The organism is Acidobacteriota bacterium (assembly GCA_016716905.1).
Classification (GTDB): domain Bacteria; phylum Acidobacteriota; class Vicinamibacteria; order Vicinamibacterales; family SCN-69-37; genus SYFT01.
The window spans coordinates 590166-608946 of the sequence record JADJUS010000003.1; the positions used below are offsets into that span (position 1 = coordinate 590166).

The 18781-nt window shown below is 64.6% G+C and carries 16 protein-coding genes and 2 tRNA genes; 10 read left to right on the forward strand and 8 right to left on the reverse strand.

Annotated features, from left to right (window positions below):
• Nucleotides 1–14 precede the first annotated feature (14 nt).
• A complete protein-coding gene (locus IPL75_02905) occupies nt 15–1154 on the reverse strand; it encodes a hypothetical protein (GenBank protein MBK9239216.1) in 1140 nt (379 codons plus the stop codon).
• 122 nt (nt 1155–1276) lie between these two features.
• Between IPL75_02905 and IPL75_02910 the strand changes: the two genes are divergently transcribed.
• A complete protein-coding gene (locus IPL75_02910) occupies nt 1277–2530 on the forward strand; it encodes a CotH kinase family protein (protein ID MBK9239217.1) in 1254 nt (417 codons plus the stop codon).
• Between the two features lie 150 nt (nt 2531–2680).
• On the opposite strand, the gene IPL75_02915 is transcribed toward IPL75_02910, so the two are convergent.
• Nucleotides 2681–2756 (reverse strand) — tRNA-Glu (locus IPL75_02915).
• A gap of 41 nt (nt 2757–2797) precedes the next feature.
• On the opposite strand from IPL75_02915, the gene IPL75_02920 reads away from it, so the two are divergent.
• From IPL75_02920 to IPL75_02940, 5 genes are all read left to right on the forward strand, one after another.
• Nucleotides 2798–3610 (forward strand): hypothetical protein, encoded by an 813-nt coding sequence (locus IPL75_02920; protein MBK9239218.1) that lies wholly within the window; start codon nt 2798–2800, stop codon nt 3608–3610.
• Between the two features lie 49 nt (nt 3611–3659).
• Nucleotides 3660–4625: a magnesium transporter gene (locus IPL75_02925; protein ID MBK9239219.1), complete on the forward strand. Its 966-nt coding sequence runs from the start codon at nt 3660–3662 to the stop codon at nt 4623–4625.
• On the forward strand, nt 4622–5758 hold the full coding sequence (locus tag IPL75_02930) for an aminotransferase class I/II-fold pyridoxal phosphate-dependent enzyme (protein MBK9239220.1): 1137 nt from the start codon (nt 4622–4624) through the stop codon (nt 5756–5758). The genes IPL75_02925 and IPL75_02930 overlap by 4 nt, the downstream gene beginning before the upstream one ends.
• Before the next feature lie 103 nt (nt 5759–5861).
• Complete coding sequence (locus IPL75_02935) at nt 5862–6719, forward strand: MBL fold metallo-hydrolase (protein MBK9239221.1); 858 nt, start codon at nt 5862–5864, stop codon at nt 6717–6719.
• Complete coding sequence (locus IPL75_02940) at nt 6601–8097, forward strand: hypothetical protein (protein MBK9239222.1); 1497 nt, start codon at nt 6601–6603, stop codon at nt 8095–8097. Before IPL75_02935 ends, IPL75_02940 begins: the two co-directional genes overlap by 119 nt.
• Nucleotides 8098–8378: 281 nt before the next feature.
• On the opposite strand, the gene IPL75_02945 is transcribed toward IPL75_02940, so the two are convergent.
• The 3 genes from IPL75_02945 to IPL75_02955 all read right to left on the reverse strand — a co-directional run bounded on the left by IPL75_02945 (nt 8379) and on the right by IPL75_02955 (nt 10069).
• A tRNA-Lys gene (locus IPL75_02945) sits at nt 8379–8450 on the reverse strand.
• A 20-nt stretch (nt 8451–8470) separates the two neighbouring features.
• Nucleotides 8471–9385: an arginase gene (gene rocF / locus IPL75_02950; GenBank protein MBK9239223.1), complete on the reverse strand. Its 915-nt coding sequence runs from the start codon at nt 9383–9385 to the stop codon at nt 8471–8473.
• Nucleotides 9386–9391: 6 nt separating this feature from the next.
• Entirely contained in the window at nt 9392–10069 is a 678-nt protein-coding gene (locus tag IPL75_02955) for an O-methyltransferase (protein ID MBK9239224.1), read from the reverse strand.
• A 111-nt stretch (nt 10070–10180) separates the two neighbouring features.
• Here IPL75_02955 and IPL75_02960 point away from each other — a divergent pair, with 111 nt between their 5' ends.
• From IPL75_02960 to IPL75_02975, 4 genes are all read left to right on the forward strand, one after another.
• Nucleotides 10181–11149, forward strand: coding sequence for a hypothetical protein (locus tag IPL75_02960; protein MBK9239225.1), 969 nt, complete (start codon nt 10181–10183; stop codon nt 11147–11149).
• Between the two features lie 56 nt (nt 11150–11205).
• Nucleotides 11206–11994, forward strand: a complete 789-nt coding sequence (locus tag IPL75_02965; protein MBK9239226.1) for a hypothetical protein — start codon at nt 11206–11208, stop codon at nt 11992–11994.
• Nucleotides 11894–13159: a VWA domain-containing protein gene (locus IPL75_02970; protein ID MBK9239227.1), complete on the forward strand. Its 1266-nt coding sequence runs from the start codon at nt 11894–11896 to the stop codon at nt 13157–13159. The genes IPL75_02965 and IPL75_02970 overlap by 101 nt, the downstream gene beginning before the upstream one ends.
• Nucleotides 13160–13291: 132 nt before the next feature.
• Nucleotides 13292–16393 carry a TonB-dependent receptor gene (locus tag IPL75_02975; protein MBK9239228.1) on the forward strand — a complete coding sequence of 1034 codons (3102 nt, stop codon included), beginning with the start codon at nt 13292–13294 and terminating at the stop codon, nt 16391–16393.
• A 228-nt stretch (nt 16394–16621) separates the two neighbouring features.
• On the opposite strand, the gene IPL75_02980 is transcribed toward IPL75_02975, so the two are convergent.
• From IPL75_02980 to IPL75_02990, 3 genes are all read right to left on the reverse strand, one after another.
• Nucleotides 16622–17401 (reverse strand): site-specific DNA-methyltransferase, encoded by a 780-nt coding sequence (locus tag IPL75_02980; protein MBK9239229.1) that lies wholly within the window; start codon nt 17399–17401, stop codon nt 16622–16624.
• Between the two features lie 208 nt (nt 17402–17609).
• Nucleotides 17610–17903 (reverse strand): hypothetical protein, encoded by a 294-nt coding sequence (locus tag IPL75_02985; protein MBK9239230.1) that lies wholly within the window; start codon nt 17901–17903, stop codon nt 17610–17612.
• A 125-nt stretch (nt 17904–18028) separates the two neighbouring features.
• Nucleotides 18029–18658, reverse strand: a complete 630-nt coding sequence (locus IPL75_02990; GenBank protein ID MBK9239231.1) for a hypothetical protein — start codon at nt 18656–18658, stop codon at nt 18029–18031.
• Nucleotides 18659–18781 lie beyond the last annotated feature (123 nt).

Consider the following 18781-nt stretch of genomic DNA (forward strand, 5'->3'; position numbering starts at 1 on the left):
CCTTCCGGCCTGAGCTAGACGCAGCCGGTGTTCATCGGCATGATCACGCCGAGCTGGTATTGGCCAATCTGTGGCATGTCGGGTGGCGGCGATGCGATCGGGGCGCCGGTCGCGAGAAGGTTCTGCAGGTTACCTGGGCGGATGAAGACGCTTGAGTCGTCCATCGGGAGCGTGGCCACACTGGCGCAGAACGCCTCGAACGTGCCGGCACGCTTGAGATACGGCTCCACGCTGGAGACGTAGAACGCGCCCACCGTGGCGCCGCGGCTCCGGACGTACGCGCCGATCGCGCGAATCGCCGTCGGTCCGCCGAAGTTGCCAACCACCGGGACAATCAGGTTCTTTGACTCCATGTCCTTGATGAAGGCGAATTTGTCTTCGGTGCCCAGGTAGGTCAACGGTTCTCCGTTCGCACCGGTCTGCATCATCAGGTCGGCGTACGTCGCGGCGTTCCTGCCGCCGACTGATGTGAGGTCGAGGTTGGCCGAGTAGTTCATCGCCAGGCCGTACCAGTAGAAGGCGCGGTACACGCGGGCCACGCCGTCAAGGTCAACCTGCGTCATCGGGAAGGCATGCGCCTTCGTCAGATGCCCCTGGATGGCCTGAAGGTTCGTGGTGTACGCGGCCTCGTCTGCGGTGGGCACGGTGCCATAGGCCGCCATCAGATCGACAATGGACGAGGACTTCGAGAGCCCAGCCGGGCGCGGCTTGTTGAACAGCCGCGAAATGAATTCGGCGCGGTCTGCGGACATCTCGAAGAGCGCCTTGTACATCAGATGCAGGTGCAGATTTTCGCGGCGGATGTCTGTGATGAAGGCGAGGCGCGCCTTCATCGCGACCAGGTATGTGAAGTTCTGCTCGGGTCCCACGCCCAGATACACGCCGCCCAACTTCACTTTCGCGACGAAGTCGGGCACCAGGCGCGCGAACACCATCTCGTTCGACAGCAGGTTGTCGGATCGAAACGTCCCGTCCGGCTCGGACAGGTCCACGGTCAATTTCCAGAACTCCTGATCGCTCAGGCGCGCCGGCAGATCGGCGGAGTCGGCCGGACGACGCCCGGCAAGCCCCCCGGCACCCATCGAAGTGTAGAGCGACGTGACGAGGAGGAACGCCGCGAGGGCGGCCAACCGTGGGAGGCGAATCAACTGCATGGCGCCATTGTGCGTCATCGAGGGGGATTGGTTCTAGACTACGGCATGCCCGCTCGGTCCTGGCGTCCCGGTCTCCGTGCGGCGGTGCTCCTGATCGCCGCGACGCTCGTGGCATCGGGGCTGTGGGGGCAACGCAGCGTTTCCCTGGCGATCAGATTTTCGTCACCACGGCGCTTCACAAGATGCACATCACGATTGCGCCATCCGAGTGGGCCGTGCTCCAGACGAGTACCGCGCGCGGCGGCACGGCCAGCGGCACGCTGGGGGGATCCCAGTATCGCGACGACAAGGGCCGGCTCATCCATGTGGGGAGCGGGTTCGGTGGGTACTTTCCCTGGGCGCGGGCGGACGTCAACGTTGTTCCTGCCGGCGCCGGCGATGACGAATCCGCCGGGACCGCGCTCCAGTTCAAAGACGCTGGTATCCGCTACAAGGGCAACTCGAGCTTCACGTCCTCGTCAGCCGCGGTGCCGCTCCACGCCAACTTCAAGCTGAAGTTCGACGTGTTTGGCGCGAACGGAAAGTGGGACGGCGAGAAGACGTTCAACCTCCATCCTGGCGTCATCGACACGTCGAAGATGCGCGAGGCGATCGCTTACTCGGTGTTTCGGGCCGCCGGCGTTCCCGCGCCCCGGACCACGTATGCGGAAGTGACTTTCACGGTGCCTGGAGTGATTGCGACCTCGTCGGCGGGGTTGTTCACCATCATCGAGGACGTGAACAAGACTTTTCTTGAGCGCGTGCTGCCGCCGGGAACCGGACTCCTGATGAAACCGGAAGGCCTGCGGGGCGGTGTCCGGAGCCTGGGCGATGTGTGGAGCCAATACGCGCCGATTCTGCGGCCGGATCGGGACGCGACGCTCCACGAGCAGCAGCGCGTCATGGAGTTTTCGAAACTGGTCTCGCAGACCGACGTCGCGCTCTTCCGATCGCGCATCGGGGACTATCTCGATGTTGAAACGTTCCTGCGCTTCATCGCGGTCAACGCGTTCCTGGTGAACTGGGACGGTTATCTGCGCGGTGGCCACAATTTCTATCTGTATCTGGATCCCGCCGACGACAAGTTCCGGTTCCTCCCGTGGGATCTGGATTTGTCGCTGGGCGGCCGCATGGGGCGGGGCGCAGAGACGTCCGACATCATGGCGCCCGCGGGCACCGACCAGCCGCTGATCTACTGGCTGCTTGATGATCCGGCGGTCGCCGCTCGCTACAAGGCGATCGTGCGCGAACTTGGTGGCACGGCCTTCGACGCGGCGAATCTCACGAAACTCATTGACTCGCTCGAGGCCGTGGGCTCCGGCCGCGGTCCATCGCCGCGCGCCTTCCTCGACACCCGCGCCGCCTACGTGCGCGGCCTGATCGCCGGCTGGAAGTAGGGGTGTTACCCATGTGCCCGGAATGGAGTGTTACCTATGTGGCCGGAATGACAGCCTTCGCCCAGCGGTCGTTGGCAAGCCAGCCGAAGCTGCGAGCGTCCGCCTTCGCCAAGGCTACGGCGGGACAAGTAGCGAGCGTTTAGCGAAGGCTGGCGTCCCCACCGGGATTCGAACCCGGGTCTTGGCCTTGAAAGGGCCACGTCCTAGGCCTCTGGACGATGGGGACCCAAGAGGCAGGTCTAACCGAACTACTTTACCATGATGCGGATGCGAAGCCCCCTAAGTCTCGTTCTGGTGCTGTTCACCCTTGCCGCGACGGCCTGCAGCGGGGGAGGGGCGCCGGCGGCGCCGACGCCGCCGCCCACGACCACACCCCCAGCCACGCCGACGCCGCAGGCGCCGCCGTTCTCGGGCACGATCTTTCTCGACGCCGACATCATCACGGCGGCGGACCCGACGACCTTCGCGTCGCTCACACCCAACGGCCAGGGGCTGCGCACCATGTTCGACCGCCGCGTGGCGGCCTTCATTCAGTTGCAGGCCTACCTGTTCAATGTGACGTTCAGCGACGGCCTCTCCACCGAGGTCCAGGTGAATCCGGAATTCGGCAGTGTTGACGCCGCGCGCGTGCAGGCCGAGAAGTACGCGATCGTGATCGGACGGCTGCCACGGGCGCTTCGTGTGTCGGTGGCCACGGTCTGGATTCACCAGGGCGTGCAGCCCTTCGGCGGCGGCAACAACAACCTGCTGATCCACGTGGGGCAGGGCGACCTGTATATCGCCGACGGGATCCTCGAAGAGACGTTTGTCCATGAAGCCGCCCACACGTCGCTCGACGCCGCCCACGCCACCTCGGCAGGCTGGCTCTCGGCCCAGGCCAAAGACGTCAACTACATCTCCACCTACGCCCGCGACAACCCCACGCGCGAGGATGTGGCCGAGAGTGTGCTGCCGTGGCTGGCCGTGCGCTATCGGGCGAGCCGCATCACGCCCACACTCGCCGCCACCATCCAGCAGTTCATTCCCAACCGCATGGCCTACTTCGACTCGCTCGGGCTGGTGATACTGCCGGTGCAATAGCGCGCAACACTGCCACAACAGCCACGGCGTGTGGCATTCTTGGTGCCGCATGCAGATCGACTTGCACGATTCCGTGCTCCAGCACATCCAGGCCGACGTCGTCCGCCTCCTGCCCGACCAGACAGTGGCCGACGCGCTTGATGCGCTGCGCACCCACGGCGCCGATCACGACATCGTCTACATCTACGTCGTGGACAGTGAGAAACGACTGACCGGCGTTGTACCCACCCGCGCGCTGCTGGCCTCGCGGCCTGAACGGCCGCTGGGCGAAATCATGCAGGGCGACGTGGTGGCCATTCCCGACTGGGCCACGGTGCTCGTGGCGGCGGAGTACTTCGTCAGCCAGCGATTCCTGGCGTTCCCGGTCGTGTCGTCCAGTGGCGAACTCGTGGGCCAGGTGGACGTGCGCGTGTTCACCGACGAAGTGGTCGGGCACGCGAAGCGCTCGTTTGACGACATCTTCCAGATCATCGGCGTCCACGCCACGCAGGGTCGTACCGTGTGGCTGGGATTCCGTGACCGTTTCCCATGGCTGCTCACCAACGTAACCGGCGGCCTTCTGTGCGCCGTGCTGGTCAGTCAGTACGAACACCTGCTGGATGCGGCCGTGGTGCTGGCCGTGTTCCTGCCGATGGTGCTGGCCCTCGCCGAAAGCATCAGCATGCAGTCGGCCACATTGACGCTGCACAACCTGCACAGCGGCGGCATGACCTGGGCTCTTCTTGGCCCCGCCATGCGCCGCGAGTTGAGCGTGGCCGCGCTACTCGGATCGGGGTGCGGACTGCTGGTTGGTGGCATCTCCTGGGCGTGGAAGGGCAACGGTGAACTGGCGTTTGCGCTCGGCGGTGCGATCGCGTTCTCCATGGCGACGGCGGCCCTGCTCGGACTGTTGCTGCCGACGATGCTGCATGCCGGTAAACTTGATCCAAAAATTGCGGCCGGTCCAATTGTGTTGGCTGTCGCGGATGTGTGCGCGTTGTTGATCTACTTCAACCTGGCGGCGTTGTTTGTATGAAAATCGAACCATTCTTGCTCGAACGATGGATGACGCGGCACGAGACCCACGTCAAGTACGACATCGCTGAAAGCGGCATCCTGCCGCTCTCCACACACGACCTTCTGCAGTTTGAACCGGAAGACGCGCGGGCGGCCACGCTCGAGGCGTTGCTGCAGTTGCCGCTCGGCTACAGCGAGGCGTGCGGCACGGTGGCGCTGCGGTCGGCGCTTGCGGCCACGTACGAGTCGGTGGGGGCCGATCAAATCCTGGTGACGACAGGTGCGATCGAAGCGAACTACCTGTTGTTCAACGTGCTGCTCGACGCCGGCGACCATGTCATCGCGCCGTATCCCGCGTATCAGCAACTGTACTCCGTGCCGCGGGCCATCGGTTGTGAGGTGTCGTTGTGGCGCGTGGGACCCGACACCGGGTATCGCTACGACGTGGACGCGCTCGAGCGCCTGGTCACACCCAAGACCAAACTGATCGTCGTCAATACGCCGCACAATCCGACGGGCGCGATGCTGTCACCGGCTGATGCGGCGCGGGTTTACGCGCTGGCGGAATCGGTGGGCGCGTGGGTGATTGGCGATGAAGCCTACCGGTGGTTGAGCGTGCCAGGGGGCGATCCGTTCGCGCCGCCTGTGGTGGATATGGGCGCGCGAGGCATCAGCGTTGGCACGTTGTCCAAGCCGTACGGCCTGCCGGGCCTGCGCATCGGCTGGATGGCGGGGCCGCGCGACGTCATCGAACGGTGCTGGGGGATGCGCGACTACATCACGCTCAGTCCCGGCAAACTCAACGATGCGTTGGCGTGCCTGGCCCTGCGTCATCACGACAAGATCGTGGAGCGCAACCGCGGCATCATCACGACAAATCTGGCCGCGGCCACGGCGTGGATCGACTCGCGCCAGGACGTGTTGTCGTGGACGGCGCCACGCGGCGGACTGCTTGGGCTGCTCAAGTACAACCTGCCGGTGGATTCGCTGACGCTCGCCGACTCTCTGGCCACTGAGTACAGCGTGATGCTGGCACCCGGGTCCGCCTTCGGCTACGAGAAGCATCTGCGGCTGGGGATCGGCCAGCGCCCTGACGTGTTTGCGAAGGGCCTGGTCGAAGCCGGACGCGCGTTGGACCGCTACAGAACTTAGCCGGCGCCAACGCGTAATGCCGTGTGCAGAGATGGAGGCCGGGTCTTCAGACCCGGCAGATTGCCGGACCTGAAGGTCCGGCCTCCGAAGACAGGAGTGCAGATTGCGAACCGCATTTGCTTTCGGCCTTGCCCTTCTTGCCGGGCCACTGAACTCCGCTCAAACCGCTGCCGCCCTCGAGGCGCGCTTCATCGGCAACATGGCGTACGCCATTTCCGACGGCACGACGACGCTGTTTTCGGACTTTCCGTATGAGTCCGGCTACAGCGTGTATATGGAGTACGACGCGCGGGAGATTCAAGCCCGCACGGCGCGGACGCTCGCCCTCATCACCCATCGCCATGGCGACCACTGGGACAAGCCGCTCTTCGACCGTACCGACTGGCATGTGATTGGTCCGACCGACGCGGTCTTCGGTGTCCCGGCCGGCCGCCTGGTTCGCGCGCTGCCGGTGGCGCCCGCGCGACAGACCGTGCCCTTCGGCGACATCTCGATCGAGGCGTTACCGACACCTCACGCGAAGATCGGTCACTACTCGTACCTCGTGACCTGGCACGGCATGCGACTGTATTTCACCGGTGATACCGAAGACACCACCGAGTTGCTGGCGGCAACGAACCTGGATGTGGCGTTTGTGTCGCCATGGCTGTTTCACGCAGCGCGCAAGAGCGGCCGCGCGATCGACGCGAAGCGCGTGGTGATCTATCACCAGGAGGCGGGGAGACTTCGATACCGGGGTGCGCCGGGACGTGTTCGGTGCCCAGGCAAGGTGCCACGTTTCGGCTGGAGCGGTAGCGGGTTATTCGGCCAACCAGCGGGTGTAGAATTGCGCACCGTTCCCCGTGAATCTCACGCAGAAGCGCATCGCCGGCGGCATCCTCGCAGGCGGTGTCGTTCTGTTCTACCTTGGCTTGAACAGCGGCACGTGGCTGATCTCACCGGACTCCACCGACTACGTTGAAGGTGCCCGGTCCCTGGCGGCGTTGCGGGGACATGTTGACGGGGCTGGGGTGCCGCTGACCTTTTTCCCTCCCGGGACGTCGATGCTCTACGCCGTGGCGGCGCTGCTGCCTGCCGCTGACTATGTCTACTTCAACCTGCTGACAAAACTCCTGGTGGTGACGTTCGTCGGGCTGAGCTTCGCGGTCGTTCGTCGATCCGCAGGCACGGCACCCGCGCTTCTTGTCGTGCTCTTTCTGGTTCTGTCGCAGACGCTGACTTCCGAAAGTACGCAAATCCTGTCCGACCCGGCGTTCGGCGTGGCGTTGATGCTTACGGTCTTTCTATTTCCAGAGAACCGGATTCACAACCTCTCGCCGCGGGCCGCGCTCGGGCTTGGGCTGATGGCTGCTGCGTGTTACGCGTTCAGAACGGTGGGGATGTCCGTGTTTCTCGCGTACGTGGCCGCAATCGCCTTGCGTGCCCAGCACCGTCGCGTCAGCACCATTGGCCTGGTCTCGCTGGTGTTCATGGCCGTGGTGGTGCCGCTCGCGCTTCGGGCGGCTCCCGGCGAGCATTCCTACTTCAAGATGATGTTCTGGCGCGAGCAGTGGGTGTCAGATTCCGGCATTGCCGGCCTGTCAGATTGGTGGACGCACGCGTCCGTCAATCTTCGCCAGACATTGTTCGACATTCACTTCGTGTTGACGAATGACTGGGATGTAGGGCTTTCCGGGGTCGCCACTGGCGGGCTCATGGTGCTGGGAGTCGTGACCGCCATCCTGAATGGACGCGTGCTGTACGTCTCGCTCCTGTTCTTCTATGTTCTTGCCCTCGTCGTGATGGGCAGCGTCCCCCGCTACATCCTGCCCGTCATCGCCCTGCTCGCGATGGTAGCCATTGATGGCGGCCGGTGGGCGATGAACTGGCCACAGGCCAGGTGGGCCTCACGCGGACTGCTGCTGGGGCTATTGGCCGTGGTGTGCGTGAGTCCGTACTGGTGGAACGGCTACCTGCACGCGCGAGCGCTGCGAGCCGAACTCAACCGCTTTCAGGGAGCCGCGGTCGCCTATCCGGGACACGGCGAGTTTCTGGATTTGGTCAGGCGCCACTCGCACGAACTGACGCCAGCGGACGTGGTGGCCACGATGCACCCAAACGTGCTGCGGTATTTCCTCCCAGACGACGTGACGCTCTGGGTGATGCCGAGCACCGTGGACCCTGAGAAGGCCTACCGGGCGATCATCGATCGATCGGTGACGTATCTTTACTGCGACAAGACCGTCACGACCATCTGGTCGCGCATCGCGCCGATGATCGAACGTCACGCGTCCGGGCTGACACTCGTCGCCGAGAACGCCTCGGCCGTCATTTACCGCGTGGCCGCGGAGCCCGATTAAAAAATAATTGCGGAGACCACCAGAGCGTCTGCGCGGAGGTGGTCGGAGCTAGGAGGTCTCGGGCTTGAGGAGCAGCCCGAGCTACGTACCCGTCTGAGATCCATCCGAACGTAGCTCGGCCTGTTCTTCAAGGCCGAGGCCCACCTGGATGTCAAGGCCGAGAGGGCTCCGGCGGGCCGGGTAGGGGCCCCCGACGATCTGAAGCGCGGGAGAAACCGTAGCGTCTTCGCGGAGGTTGCGGACGCCAGCTGGGGTGCAGGGGACCCCAGCGATCTAAAAAGTGGGCCGCGCTGGAATCGAACCAGCGACCCTCTGGTTAAAAGCCAGGTGCTCTACCCCTGAGCTAGCGGCCCACACGAACGACGATTGTACTCTAAAGGATTCCCATGCCGAGCGCTGAAAGCGCGAGTTCGGCCGCGAGGGTGGCCGTCTGGTTCTGCGAGTCGAGGATGGGATTGACCTCGACCAGATCGAGGGCGGTCATCTTGCCCGAGTCGGCGATCATCTCCATCACCATGTGGGCCTCGCGGTAGGAGAGGCCGCCTTTGACCGGCGTACCCACTCCCGGGGCGATGGCCGGGTCACACGCGTCAAGATCGAAAGACACGTGCAGGCCGGTGGTGCCGGTGGTGGCGAGGTCGAGCGCACGTTTCATCACCACGGCGATACCGTGCTGGTCGATGTCCTTCATCGTGAAGACATGGACCTTCGCGGCACGAATCTGTGCCTTTTCGGCCTCGTCCAGATTGCGAATGCCGATCAGCACCACGTGTTCGGCCTTCACCTTGGGCGAACGCGCACCGATGCCGGCCAGTTCCGCCGGTTCAGTGCCGACGAGCGCCGCCAGCGGCATGCCGTGCACGTTGCCCGACGACGTGGTGGCGGGCGTGTTCATGTCGCCGTGGGCGTCGATCCACAACACGCCCAACTGGCCGCCGTGCTCCACCGCGAAGTCTGCGGACGCGCCGACCGACCCGGCCGCGAGGGAATGGTCGCCGCCGATGACAATCGGCAGCGCGCCGTCCATGAGCGACTGCCGCGTCTGCTGGTAGACGCGCTGGCACACCTTGGCGATGTCCTTGATGTAGCGCTTGCTCGGGTCGCGCGCTACCTGGGTCTCCGGGATTGGTGTCGCCAGGTCGCCCTTGTCGGTCACCGTGCAGCCCATCGCGGCCAGGCGTTCGCCGAGGCCCGCGATGCGGACGGCGGAGGGACCCATGTCCACGCCGCGACGGCCACCGCCCAGGTCAAGCGGTACGCCGATGATGTGTACGGGTCGAGGGGCCATAAGTAATTACCGGCTCTTGTAGGTCAGCGAGATGCCTTCGCCCGAGGGGGCGATGATGGTGGACCAGGCGCCGGGTGCGACGCCAATCGCATCAAAGAAGTCGCCCATCTCTTCGCGTTTGTTCACCACGTTGTGTGCCAGGAACACGCCGCCCGGTTCCAGTGTGGGGTAGGTCAGTTCAAAAAACGCCTTGTAGTCTTTCTTCCACGCGTCGAGGAAGACCATGTCGAACGTGCCCTGCAGCTTGGGGATTTCAACAAACGCGTCGCCGGCGATGACCTGCACGATGTCCGAGAGTCCGGCGCGGGCGATATTGGCGGCCGCCTCTTTCGCGCGCACGGGGTCGTACTCAATGGTCACAAGCCGACCGCCGGTCTGGCGCAGGCCCTGGCCAATCCAGATGCCGGAATACCCGCTGGCGCCGCCGATTTCGAGCGCGCGCCTGGTGCCGCGTGTGGCCACCAGCACGCGCAGAAAGCGCCCGTCTTCTTCGGACACGGCCAGTTGCCCGGCGTCATTGGCCTTAATCTCTGCGAGCAGGGCCGTCTGGTCTGTGGGGGCGGTGTCAGGCGGTGGCGCGGGGGGCTGAGAAGTGGGCGCCGGGGCGCCGCAAGCGGCGGCCGCGAGGCAGATCAGGGCCGGCATCGCGAAGGTCAGTGCCGGTTTACGGTGAGAAAACAGCATGGGAACAGCGATTCTACCCCGACTAGTGTTAGGATACCCACGCCGTTATCCCCCTGCCGGGCGGGCACTTGGCTCGTTCTGGCATGCGACCTAACTTACCTCGGAGGCCGCGTGTCGCCCATCCTCATCCGTCCCGTTCGAGAGCAACTGGAACACGATCGCTTGATCCGATTCCTGCAGCTGAAGTATCAGAAGAAGTTCGAAGTCCATATCAACGCCGGCGAAGGCCAGGCGGCTCCGGTGAAGCTGGCCGGCCCCGCCCCGTTTTTCCCAGACCTTGTCCTGCTGTCAGCCTCGAAGATTGCCGGGCTGGTGGAGGTTGAGACGGGCGAGTCCACCAACAATCTTGAGGCACTGGCGCAGTGGCAACATTTTGGCCGCGCGCGTGTGCCGTTCCATCTGTATGTGCCGGTGCTGATGTTTGATGCGGCGCGTCGTTTCTGCGATGCGCACAGAGTGGCCGTCACGGAAATCTGGACGTACCGGTCGCTGTACGACGGCTTCGATCTGGTGCGCGTGTTTCACGACCCGTCGGCGGTGGCCAATGCGCCGAAGAATTCGTCGGTGGTGGCCAAGTTGCTGCCGCCGGTGGTCAATACGCGCGTGGAGCCCGAACGCGACCAGAAGCAGGAGATGGCCAACCTTGTGGAATTGGCCAACCGCACGTTCAAGGCGGCGGCGGGCAAGTCTGCGGCCGCGGCAGCGGCGGCCAAGGCCGCAGCGGCCCAGGCCCGTGCGGCCAACAAGGCGGCGGCCAAGGCCGCTTCCGCGGCCAAAGCTGTACCGCCTGTGGCCCCTGTCGTCGCGCCGAAAGTGCCCGCAGCGCCAGCCAAACCCGAGAAGGCTGTGCCCCCCGCGTCCAAGGCTCCGGCGCCTGTGGCCAAGGCCGTCAAGCCCGCGGCGAAGGCCTCCACTCCGAAACCCGCAGCCAAGCCCGTCAAGCCTGCGGCGAAGGCGGCCAAACCTGCGGCCAAGGTGTCGAAACCGGCGCCGAAGCCAATAGCGAAGAAGGCCAGGAAGCCGGCCGTGGCCGCCAAGCCCAAGAAGGCCGCGAAGAAAGCCGCCGGGAAGAAGAGGTAAGTCCGCTGCCGTTTATTCGCTACGCACGCGACAAACGCGGCTACGAACACACCTACGTGATGCACGGGTATCGCGCGGGGCAAGGTTCGGGCCGCGCCCGCGTGCTGTACCTCTTCCGGTCGCCGCCCAATGTGCAGATCGGCCGCAAGTCGCTCGACGCCGAAGTGCGCGAGGCGCTGGAGCATACCCATCCGGATATTTCGTTTGATTGGGTCGGCCTGCTCCGCGAGCCCATGCCGCCCGCGCGACCCGATCCGCGCGACCGCGGTCCTCGACAGCGGTCGCAGGGCCGTCGCGATCGTCCGGCGGGCCGTGAACGCGAGGGGGCCGCGCCGGCCGCTCCGCCACCGATCGAACTCGTGGACGAGTCGCTGCTGGGCCAGACCCTGGGCGCGGCTGCGGCCGCGGTACTGCGCGCCCGGTTTGCGGACCTCACCCATCGGATCGCGCGCCGTTCGCGCACCCCGGAAGAACGCGACCGGCTGCTTGAGGCCGCGCAGCGGCTCAACCCCGACCAGTGGGCCGACGAGGCCGCCATTCGCGCCAACACGGCCGACATCGACGCCAGGTGGGAAGCCGTGGCTGCCGAACTTCCCAGGCGCCGGCGAGGCCGGCGCGGCGGAAAACCCCGCGAAGATGACATCCCGGGCAGCGGGGAAGACCAGACGGACGCCGCCGATGTCATAATTGGGCAACGAGATGACTCCCATGAACCAGAGACCCAGGACCCGCAGGGTCTGGCTGATGCTGCCGGCCCTTCTGACCGCAGTGACGCTCAGCGGCCAACAGCCGCCGCCTCAGACGGCGCCGGCGCAGACGACACCCCAGAGGCCGACATTCACTAGTCAGACGGATCTGGTCACGCTCGACGTGATCGTCCGCGACAAACGCGGGCAGTTCATTCCCGATCTGAAGATGAAGGACTTCGTGGTCCTCGAAGACGGCGTGGAGCAGTCGATTGGCGATTACCGGCTGGTCTATGGCGGACGCGAACTCTCGGTGGAGGTGCTCAGTGCCCCCACGGCCGCGCCCGAAGGCATGATCCTGCCGCCCACCCGGCCGCCGTCAGACGTGGCCGGCCGCGTGTTCATCATTTTCATCGACGACCTGCACCTGCAGGCGGGGGATTCGCCGCGCGTGCGCAACCTGCTGACGCAGATTACCAACACACTCGTCCATGACGGCGACTTGTTCTCGGTCGTCTCCACGGGCCCGTCGTCGATCGAAGTGCAGCAGACCTACGACCGCGGCCGGCTGACCGAGTCCATCAAGAAGGTCATGGGCGCCGGCATGTCGCCCGAAGACATCCTGCTGGCGCCGGCCTCGACTGCGGGGCCGCAGGAACTGCGCCATCGCGTCCACGTGGCGTTTTCCACCGCGTACGACCTGCTGAAACAGCTTGAGCGGGTCAACAATCGGCGGAAGGCATTCATCTACCTGAGTTCGGGCTACGACTTCAACCCGTTCACCGAATCGCGCTGGAAGCAGGAGCAGGAGCGCTACGCCGTGCCGCAGCGCGACGCCAATGGCAACATGCCGCTCGAGACCGGCATCACGTCGCGCGAGCGCGACGGAATGAATCCTTTCGAAACGGGGAGCCAGGCCTTTGCCGTGGCGGATCTGGTGTCGCAGCTGGCCGAACTGACACGGGCCGCCAACCGGGCGAATGCCACGTTCTACACGATTGACCCGCGCGGGCTCATCGCCGGTCCCGACATCAACCAGAACTTCACGACCACCGAGTGGCGCAACTACGTCACCACGTCGGTGGATTCGCTCAGGACCATCGCGGACCTGACGGGCGGGTTCTGCATCTGCAACTCCAACGATTTCAAGAAGGGTTTGGCGCGAATTGACGCGGAAACCTCCGATTACTACATCCTCAGCTACTACTCGAAGAACCCCGATCCGATGCGCCGGGTCCGGAAAATCGAGGTGAAAGTGAACCGCGAGAACGTGGACGTCACGCACCGGTCCGACTGGACGCTGCCGTTCGCCAGGCGGAAATAACTCCGGCCCTCCTGATTTAACCGTCCCGTGACGCTGGCGTGCCTCCGGCGTCACGGGGCGTACTGCTATAATTCGGCCGCCTCGATTGGTGGGGATGGTCGTTTTATGGACTGGAGATCAGGGATGAAGGTTGTGAGGAAGTCAACGCTGTTTCTCAGCTTTGTGCTGTGTGCGGCGCTTGCCGTTGCGGAGTCTGCCTCGGCGCAGACCGTGACGACCGGTGCTCTGTCAGGCTCGGTTGTGGACGCGCAGGGTGGAGTGTTGCCGGGCGCCACGGTCGTGGCCATCCACCGGCCGACCGGAACGACGTACGAAGGCGTCACCATGTCGGACGGCAAGTACATCCTGCAGAACGTGCAGGTGGGCGGGCCGTACTCCATCACCGTCACCATGTCGGGCTTCCGCAAAAAGGAAGAAAGCGGCATCATCGTCAACCTCGGCGAAGAGCGCCAGGTGCCGTTCAAGCTCGAACTTGAGTCCGTGTCCGAGGCTGTGACGGTTGTGGGTGAAGCGACGTCCATCGACGTCACGCGCGCAGGCGCCGCGGCAAACATCGCCGGCGAAGTCAAGGAAGCCCTGCCGACCATTTCGCGCAGCCTGCTGGATATCGTGCGCATCAATCCCTACTTCGCCGCCATCACCACCAACAACACGGTGACCGCCGTGTCGGTGGCGGGCCGCAACGCACGCTACAACAGCATTCAGATTGACGGCGCCGTGTTCAACGACCTGTTCGGTCTGGCCGAGACGGGCACGCCCGGCGGGCAGACGGAAGCGCAGCCCATCAGCATCGACGCCATTGCGCAGATTCAGCTCGTCGTGTCGCCGTACGATGTGCGGCAGGGCGGCTTCTCGGGTGGCGGCATCAACGCCGTGACCAAGAGCGGCGCCAACCAGTTGAGCGGCACCGCATTTTATTTCGGCCGCAACCAGGACTGGGTGGGCAAGGGCATCACCAACACGCCGATCGCCACATTCGCCGACAAACAGGGCGGCTTCAGCGTGGGCGGCGCGATCAAGCAGAGCAAGGCCTTCTTCTTCGCCAACGCCGACTGGGGCCGCAAGACGACGCCCACGGGTTTCTGCATTTCGGGGTGCGGGCAGACCTTCCGCGGCGCCGAAGCGGACGTCGCGTCGTTCTTCAACATCCTGAACACGAAGTACGGCTATTCAATCGACGGCGCGTCGGACGAGTTCAGCCGCACGACGAACTCGGACAAGTACCTGGGCAAGGTGGACATCAATCTCTCGTCCAACCATCGCCTCACGTTCCGCCACAACTACGTGAACGCCCTCAACGACATCGGCAGCACCAGCACGTCGAGCTACACCACGCCCGACGGGTTCTACCGGATTCGCAACAAGTCGAACGGTCTGGTGGCCCAGCTGAATTCCACGTTCGGCAACGCCGTCAATGAGTTCCGGATCGCCTACACGCGTGTGCGCGACCGCCGGGCGGGACAGGACTTTGAGAGCAAGCCGTTCCCGCGCGTCACGGTGCGTCTGGCCAGCGGCATTCAGATCACGGTGGGCCGCGAGAACTTCTCGGCCGCCAACGAACTGGATCAGGACATCATCGAACTCCACGACGACTACACGGTCCTGAAGGGGCGCCACACGATTACGATCGGCACCCACAACGAATTCTTCCAGTTCAGGAACCTGTTCATCCGCGACAACTTCGGCACCTACACCTTCAACAGCCTGTCCTTCTTCGACCAGGGCCTGGCCCAGCAGTTCGACTACAGCTACCCCACCAATCCCGGCCAAGCCGCGGCCGAGTTCGGGGTGCGCACCCTGGGCTTCTACGTGGGTGACCAGTGGCGCTGGCGCCCGAACGTGACCCTGACGATGGGCGCGCGTGTTGACGTGCCGATGTTCCCCGACAAGCCGACGGCCAACCCGGCCGCGGTGGCGAACTTCGGGTTCGCGACCGACACCACGCCGTCGGGCGTGCGCTACTCGCCGCGCATCGGTTTCAACTGGGACCTCGAGGGTGATGGATCCAAGCAGCTGCGCGGCGGCGTGGGCATGTTCTCGGGCCGCACACCGTATGTGTGGCTGTCGAACCAGTACGGCAACACGGGCATCGAGTTCCAGCGCATCGGCGCGTCGAACAACGCGGCGAGCCGCATTCCGTTCGTCGCCAATCCGTCGGGGCAGCCCACGACGGTCACCGGCGCATCGGGTTCGTCGTTCCAGAACGAAATCGACCTGATCGATCCCAACTACAAGTACCCGACGTTGCTGCGCGGCAACCTCGCGTACGAGACCAAGCTGCCGGGCGGCCTGGTGGCGTCGGGCGAGTTCCTGTTCACCAAGAACATCCAGGACGTCAAGTACCAGAACCTGAATCGCGACCTGCAGTCGGGCACGCAGAACCTCGATGGCCGTCCGATCTACACGCGCGACACCACGACGCTCAGCGACGTCATCTACCTCACGAACTCGAGTGAGGGACACACGTGGAGCGGCATCGTGGAACTGCGCAAGCCGTTCCGCAACGGGTTCTTCTTCAACTCGTCGTACCTCTACGGCGAATCGAAGGCGACCATGGAAGGCACGTCCAGCCAGGCGGCGTCCAACTGGGGCAACGTTCTGACGCCCGGCGACCCGAACAATCCGCCACTGGGCACGTCGGTCTACGACCCGGGTCACCGCGTCAACTTCTCGGCGTCGTACGAGATGGGGCTGTTTGGTGGCGCCACCGGCACGGCGTCGGTGTACTACTCGGGCCAGTCGGGCCGGCCGTTCACGCTGACCTACTTCGGCGACGTCAACGGTGATGGCCGCACGAGCAACGACCTGCTCTACATTCCGGCATCGGCGTCGGAAGTGGCGTTCACGGGCGGCACCTACCAGCAGCTGGTGAACTTCCTCCAGGAAGACGGTTGCCTGGCTGAGTACATTGGCAAGATCATCCCGCGCAACGTCTGCCGCGCGCCCTGGTCGAACCAGCTCGACTTCCGCTACAGCGTCGCGCTGCCGTTCCAGCGCGTCAAGGCGGAGATCTCGCTCGACATCATCAACGTGTTGAACCTCATCGATTCCAAGCGCGGCATTCAGGAGTACGCCACGTTCAACGCGATCTCGCCGGTCACGCCGGTGCTCACCTCTGGCCAGGTGACGGGATACAACATCTCGTTCATCACGGGCTCGAGCTTCCGCAAGTGGCAGCGCGACGACCTGCGCTCGCGCTGGCAGATGCAGCTCGGCGGACGGATCCGGTTCTAACACCGAACACCGTCTTGTAAGACACGAACGCCCCGGTCAGCATTGCTGGCCGGGGCGTTGCTACGTACGGATCACAGGGAGGCGCCGAGACAGGGAGGCCCTAGGCTGGACGCCGGATTACAAGAGGCACGGAGTTAAGGAGACGTGAGGAATCTGGACTGCCGCTCTGCCAAGAGCCGGGTCTTCTCCCCAGCTCTGCGTCTCCCTGTAATCCGTCGTGGACAGCGGTTACTTCAGGGCTTCCTGCACGCGCGACACAGCCTCTTTCAAGTAATGCTCATCCATTTCGATGCCCACAAAGTTGACGCCGAGGCGGCCGGCGGCGATGGCGGTGTTGCCCAGGCCGAGGAAGGGATCCATGACCGTGGTGAGGCGCGAGATGCCGTGCAGCAGCAGGCACTGCTCGGGTACCTTCGGCGGGAATGACGCCGGGTGCGGGCGGTCGCGGTCGCGGCTCTGGATGGTTTCGTAGGGAATGAACCACGTGTTGCCGCGGCAGCGCTTGCCGTCGCCGCCGGCGGCCCAGCGGGCCGCGTTGGACTTGTCCTGGTAGGGCACACCCACGGCGCGGCGGTCGAGTTTGGTCCGGCCGTCGGGCGTGAAGTGAAAGATGAACTCGTGGCAGTCGTTGACGAACCGCTCGCTGTTGATCGGCTTGTAGTGGCCCACCGCCATGTCGCGCTCAAGGCCGAGCGCCTCGCTTGTGGACTCGCGGTCGATGGCGATCGACTTCACCCAGTGAATGGTGTTCTGCAGCTTGAAGTAGCCGCGGGCGACCTGTGCCACCTCCAGCGGAATCCACGGGTCGGTCGGCTTGGCCCCGACGTTGAGGAAGAGTGACGCCTGGGGCCCGCACACCTTCGAGGCGGCCCGCAGCCATTGGTCCGTCCAGGCGAGATACTCGCCACGAGGCAGGTCGTCCTCGTAGGAGCGGTACTTGATGCCCAGGTTGTAGGGAGGTGACGTCACGATCGCGTCGATGGAGGCGCGTTCCAGCGCCGGCATCACCGAGAGACAATCGCCGTGGTAGAAGCGAAAAGTGGAAGTCCCGATGCAGAATTCGTATCGGGGGCCGGCCAGCTGGAGACGGGGTCGCGGAGCCGGCGGACGCAAGGAGCGTGGGCGCCGGACCGGGCGTGTCGAGTGAAGCGCAAGAGCCATGTAACAAGGCTTCTCGGCTGTTCAGGGTCTGAAGTACAGACCCCGTGTCAAAAAACTACGCCCGAACTGCCACCGTCGGAGTAAACCCGTGTGCCACGCGGTCGGCGCTCACAGGTTGATTCCGGACGTGGCCCGAAGAGACGCACACCGTGCTCTTCTCCTCGATGTAGGTGATTTCCCGCTTCGATCCCTCTTCCCGGTATCGACCCGTCACGCACCCACATGTCAGCGTCGTGAACCCCATCAAACGAACCAGGCTCATGGCAGTGACTTCCTCCAATCCTCTCTGCATGTTCGCTAATGCAAGCAACGTGCCCGACTCTGACTTGCCCGTGAGTGATGGCTGCATGGAACGCTCCTGGCGGAATAATCGGTCGATCCGGGCCAGGACTGCAGTACGAGCGCCGACGCCGGGGTCTCCGACTGTGTCAGTCGGGCCACGCTCGTTGGATTGATCGAAACAATCGGTTGGATTCAGTCGGGGCGGCCGAGTCGCTCGAACAGGCTCAGTTCCTGCGCTCGCTGGCGGCTGGCAAACCGCCGCGCGCGTGCCACCCGGACGATGAAGACCAGGTGGAGTCCGCCATACAGGGCCAGTTCGGCGAAGACGCCGGGGTCGCCCTGGCCGGACCCGGCCGTGAGGAGGACGACGGGGACCAGATTGAGCAGGGTTGCCGATACGAAGGCGACAGCGAAGAGCGCGTCGAGCTTGCCGGCCGGGTCGGTGGCGGCGCGGCCAAACGCCTCGGCGGTGTGCTCCCAGCGCGGCCCGTTGGGATCGGACGTCTCAAAGGCGGCCTGGAGGTAGCGGCCGATGCGCTCCACGCCGACGTGCAGCGCAAAGATGGCCTCGAAGACTCCGGCCAGCGCCAGGAGAGGCACCAGCAGGGTGACCGGGGAGGGCAGCCACGCCTGAACGGCCACGTGCAGGGCAGCCCAGGCGGTCAGCCCAGCCGCCGCCAGGCCAAGCCGGAGGGTGCCACGCTCGCGAATCGTGGCCCGGAGCGCGCGGAATTCCTCTGCCCTCAGTGTCTCGGGCTCGATGGGGCGGCCAATATTTTCTGGAGGGTGCAGAAAGACTCCTGACGTGCCGATAGTATACAAGTCAGGTTGCGGAAGTCTGAATACGGATGGTACTATCGCGGCCGTCCGGGGGGATTGGGCGTCAAACTAAGCAGCAAGGCTCGTTAAGGGTCGCCGGAGGGTTTCACGTGTATGTGTACGGCC

Bases quoted from the DNA above. Each gene is read 5' to 3' on its own strand.
- IPL75_02985 (MBK9239230.1), bottom strand. From the start codon at position 17,903: ATGCAGCCATCACTCACGGGCAAGTCAGAGTCGGGCACGTTGCTTGCA.
- IPL75_02925 (MBK9239219.1), top strand. From the start codon at position 3,660: ATGCAGATCGACTTGCACGATTCCGTGCTCCAGCACATCCAGGCCGAC.
- rocF (MBK9239223.1), bottom strand. From the start codon at position 9,385: ATGGCCCCTCGACCCGTACACATCATCGGCGTACCGCTTGACCTGGGC.
- IPL75_02955 (MBK9239224.1), bottom strand. From the start codon at position 10,069: ATGCTGTTTTCTCACCGTAAACCGGCACTGACCTTCGCGATGCCGGCC.
- IPL75_02930 (MBK9239220.1), top strand. From the start codon at position 4,622: ATGAAAATCGAACCATTCTTGCTCGAACGATGGATGACGCGGCACGAG.
- IPL75_02970 (MBK9239227.1), top strand. From the start codon at position 11,894: ATGCTGCCGGCCCTTCTGACCGCAGTGACGCTCAGCGGCCAACAGCCG.
- IPL75_02920 (MBK9239218.1), top strand. From the start codon at position 2,798: ATGCGAAGCCCCCTAAGTCTCGTTCTGGTGCTGTTCACCCTTGCCGCG.
- IPL75_02905 (MBK9239216.1), bottom strand. From the start codon at position 1,154: ATGCAGTTGATTCGCCTCCCACGGTTGGCCGCCCTCGCGGCGTTCCTC.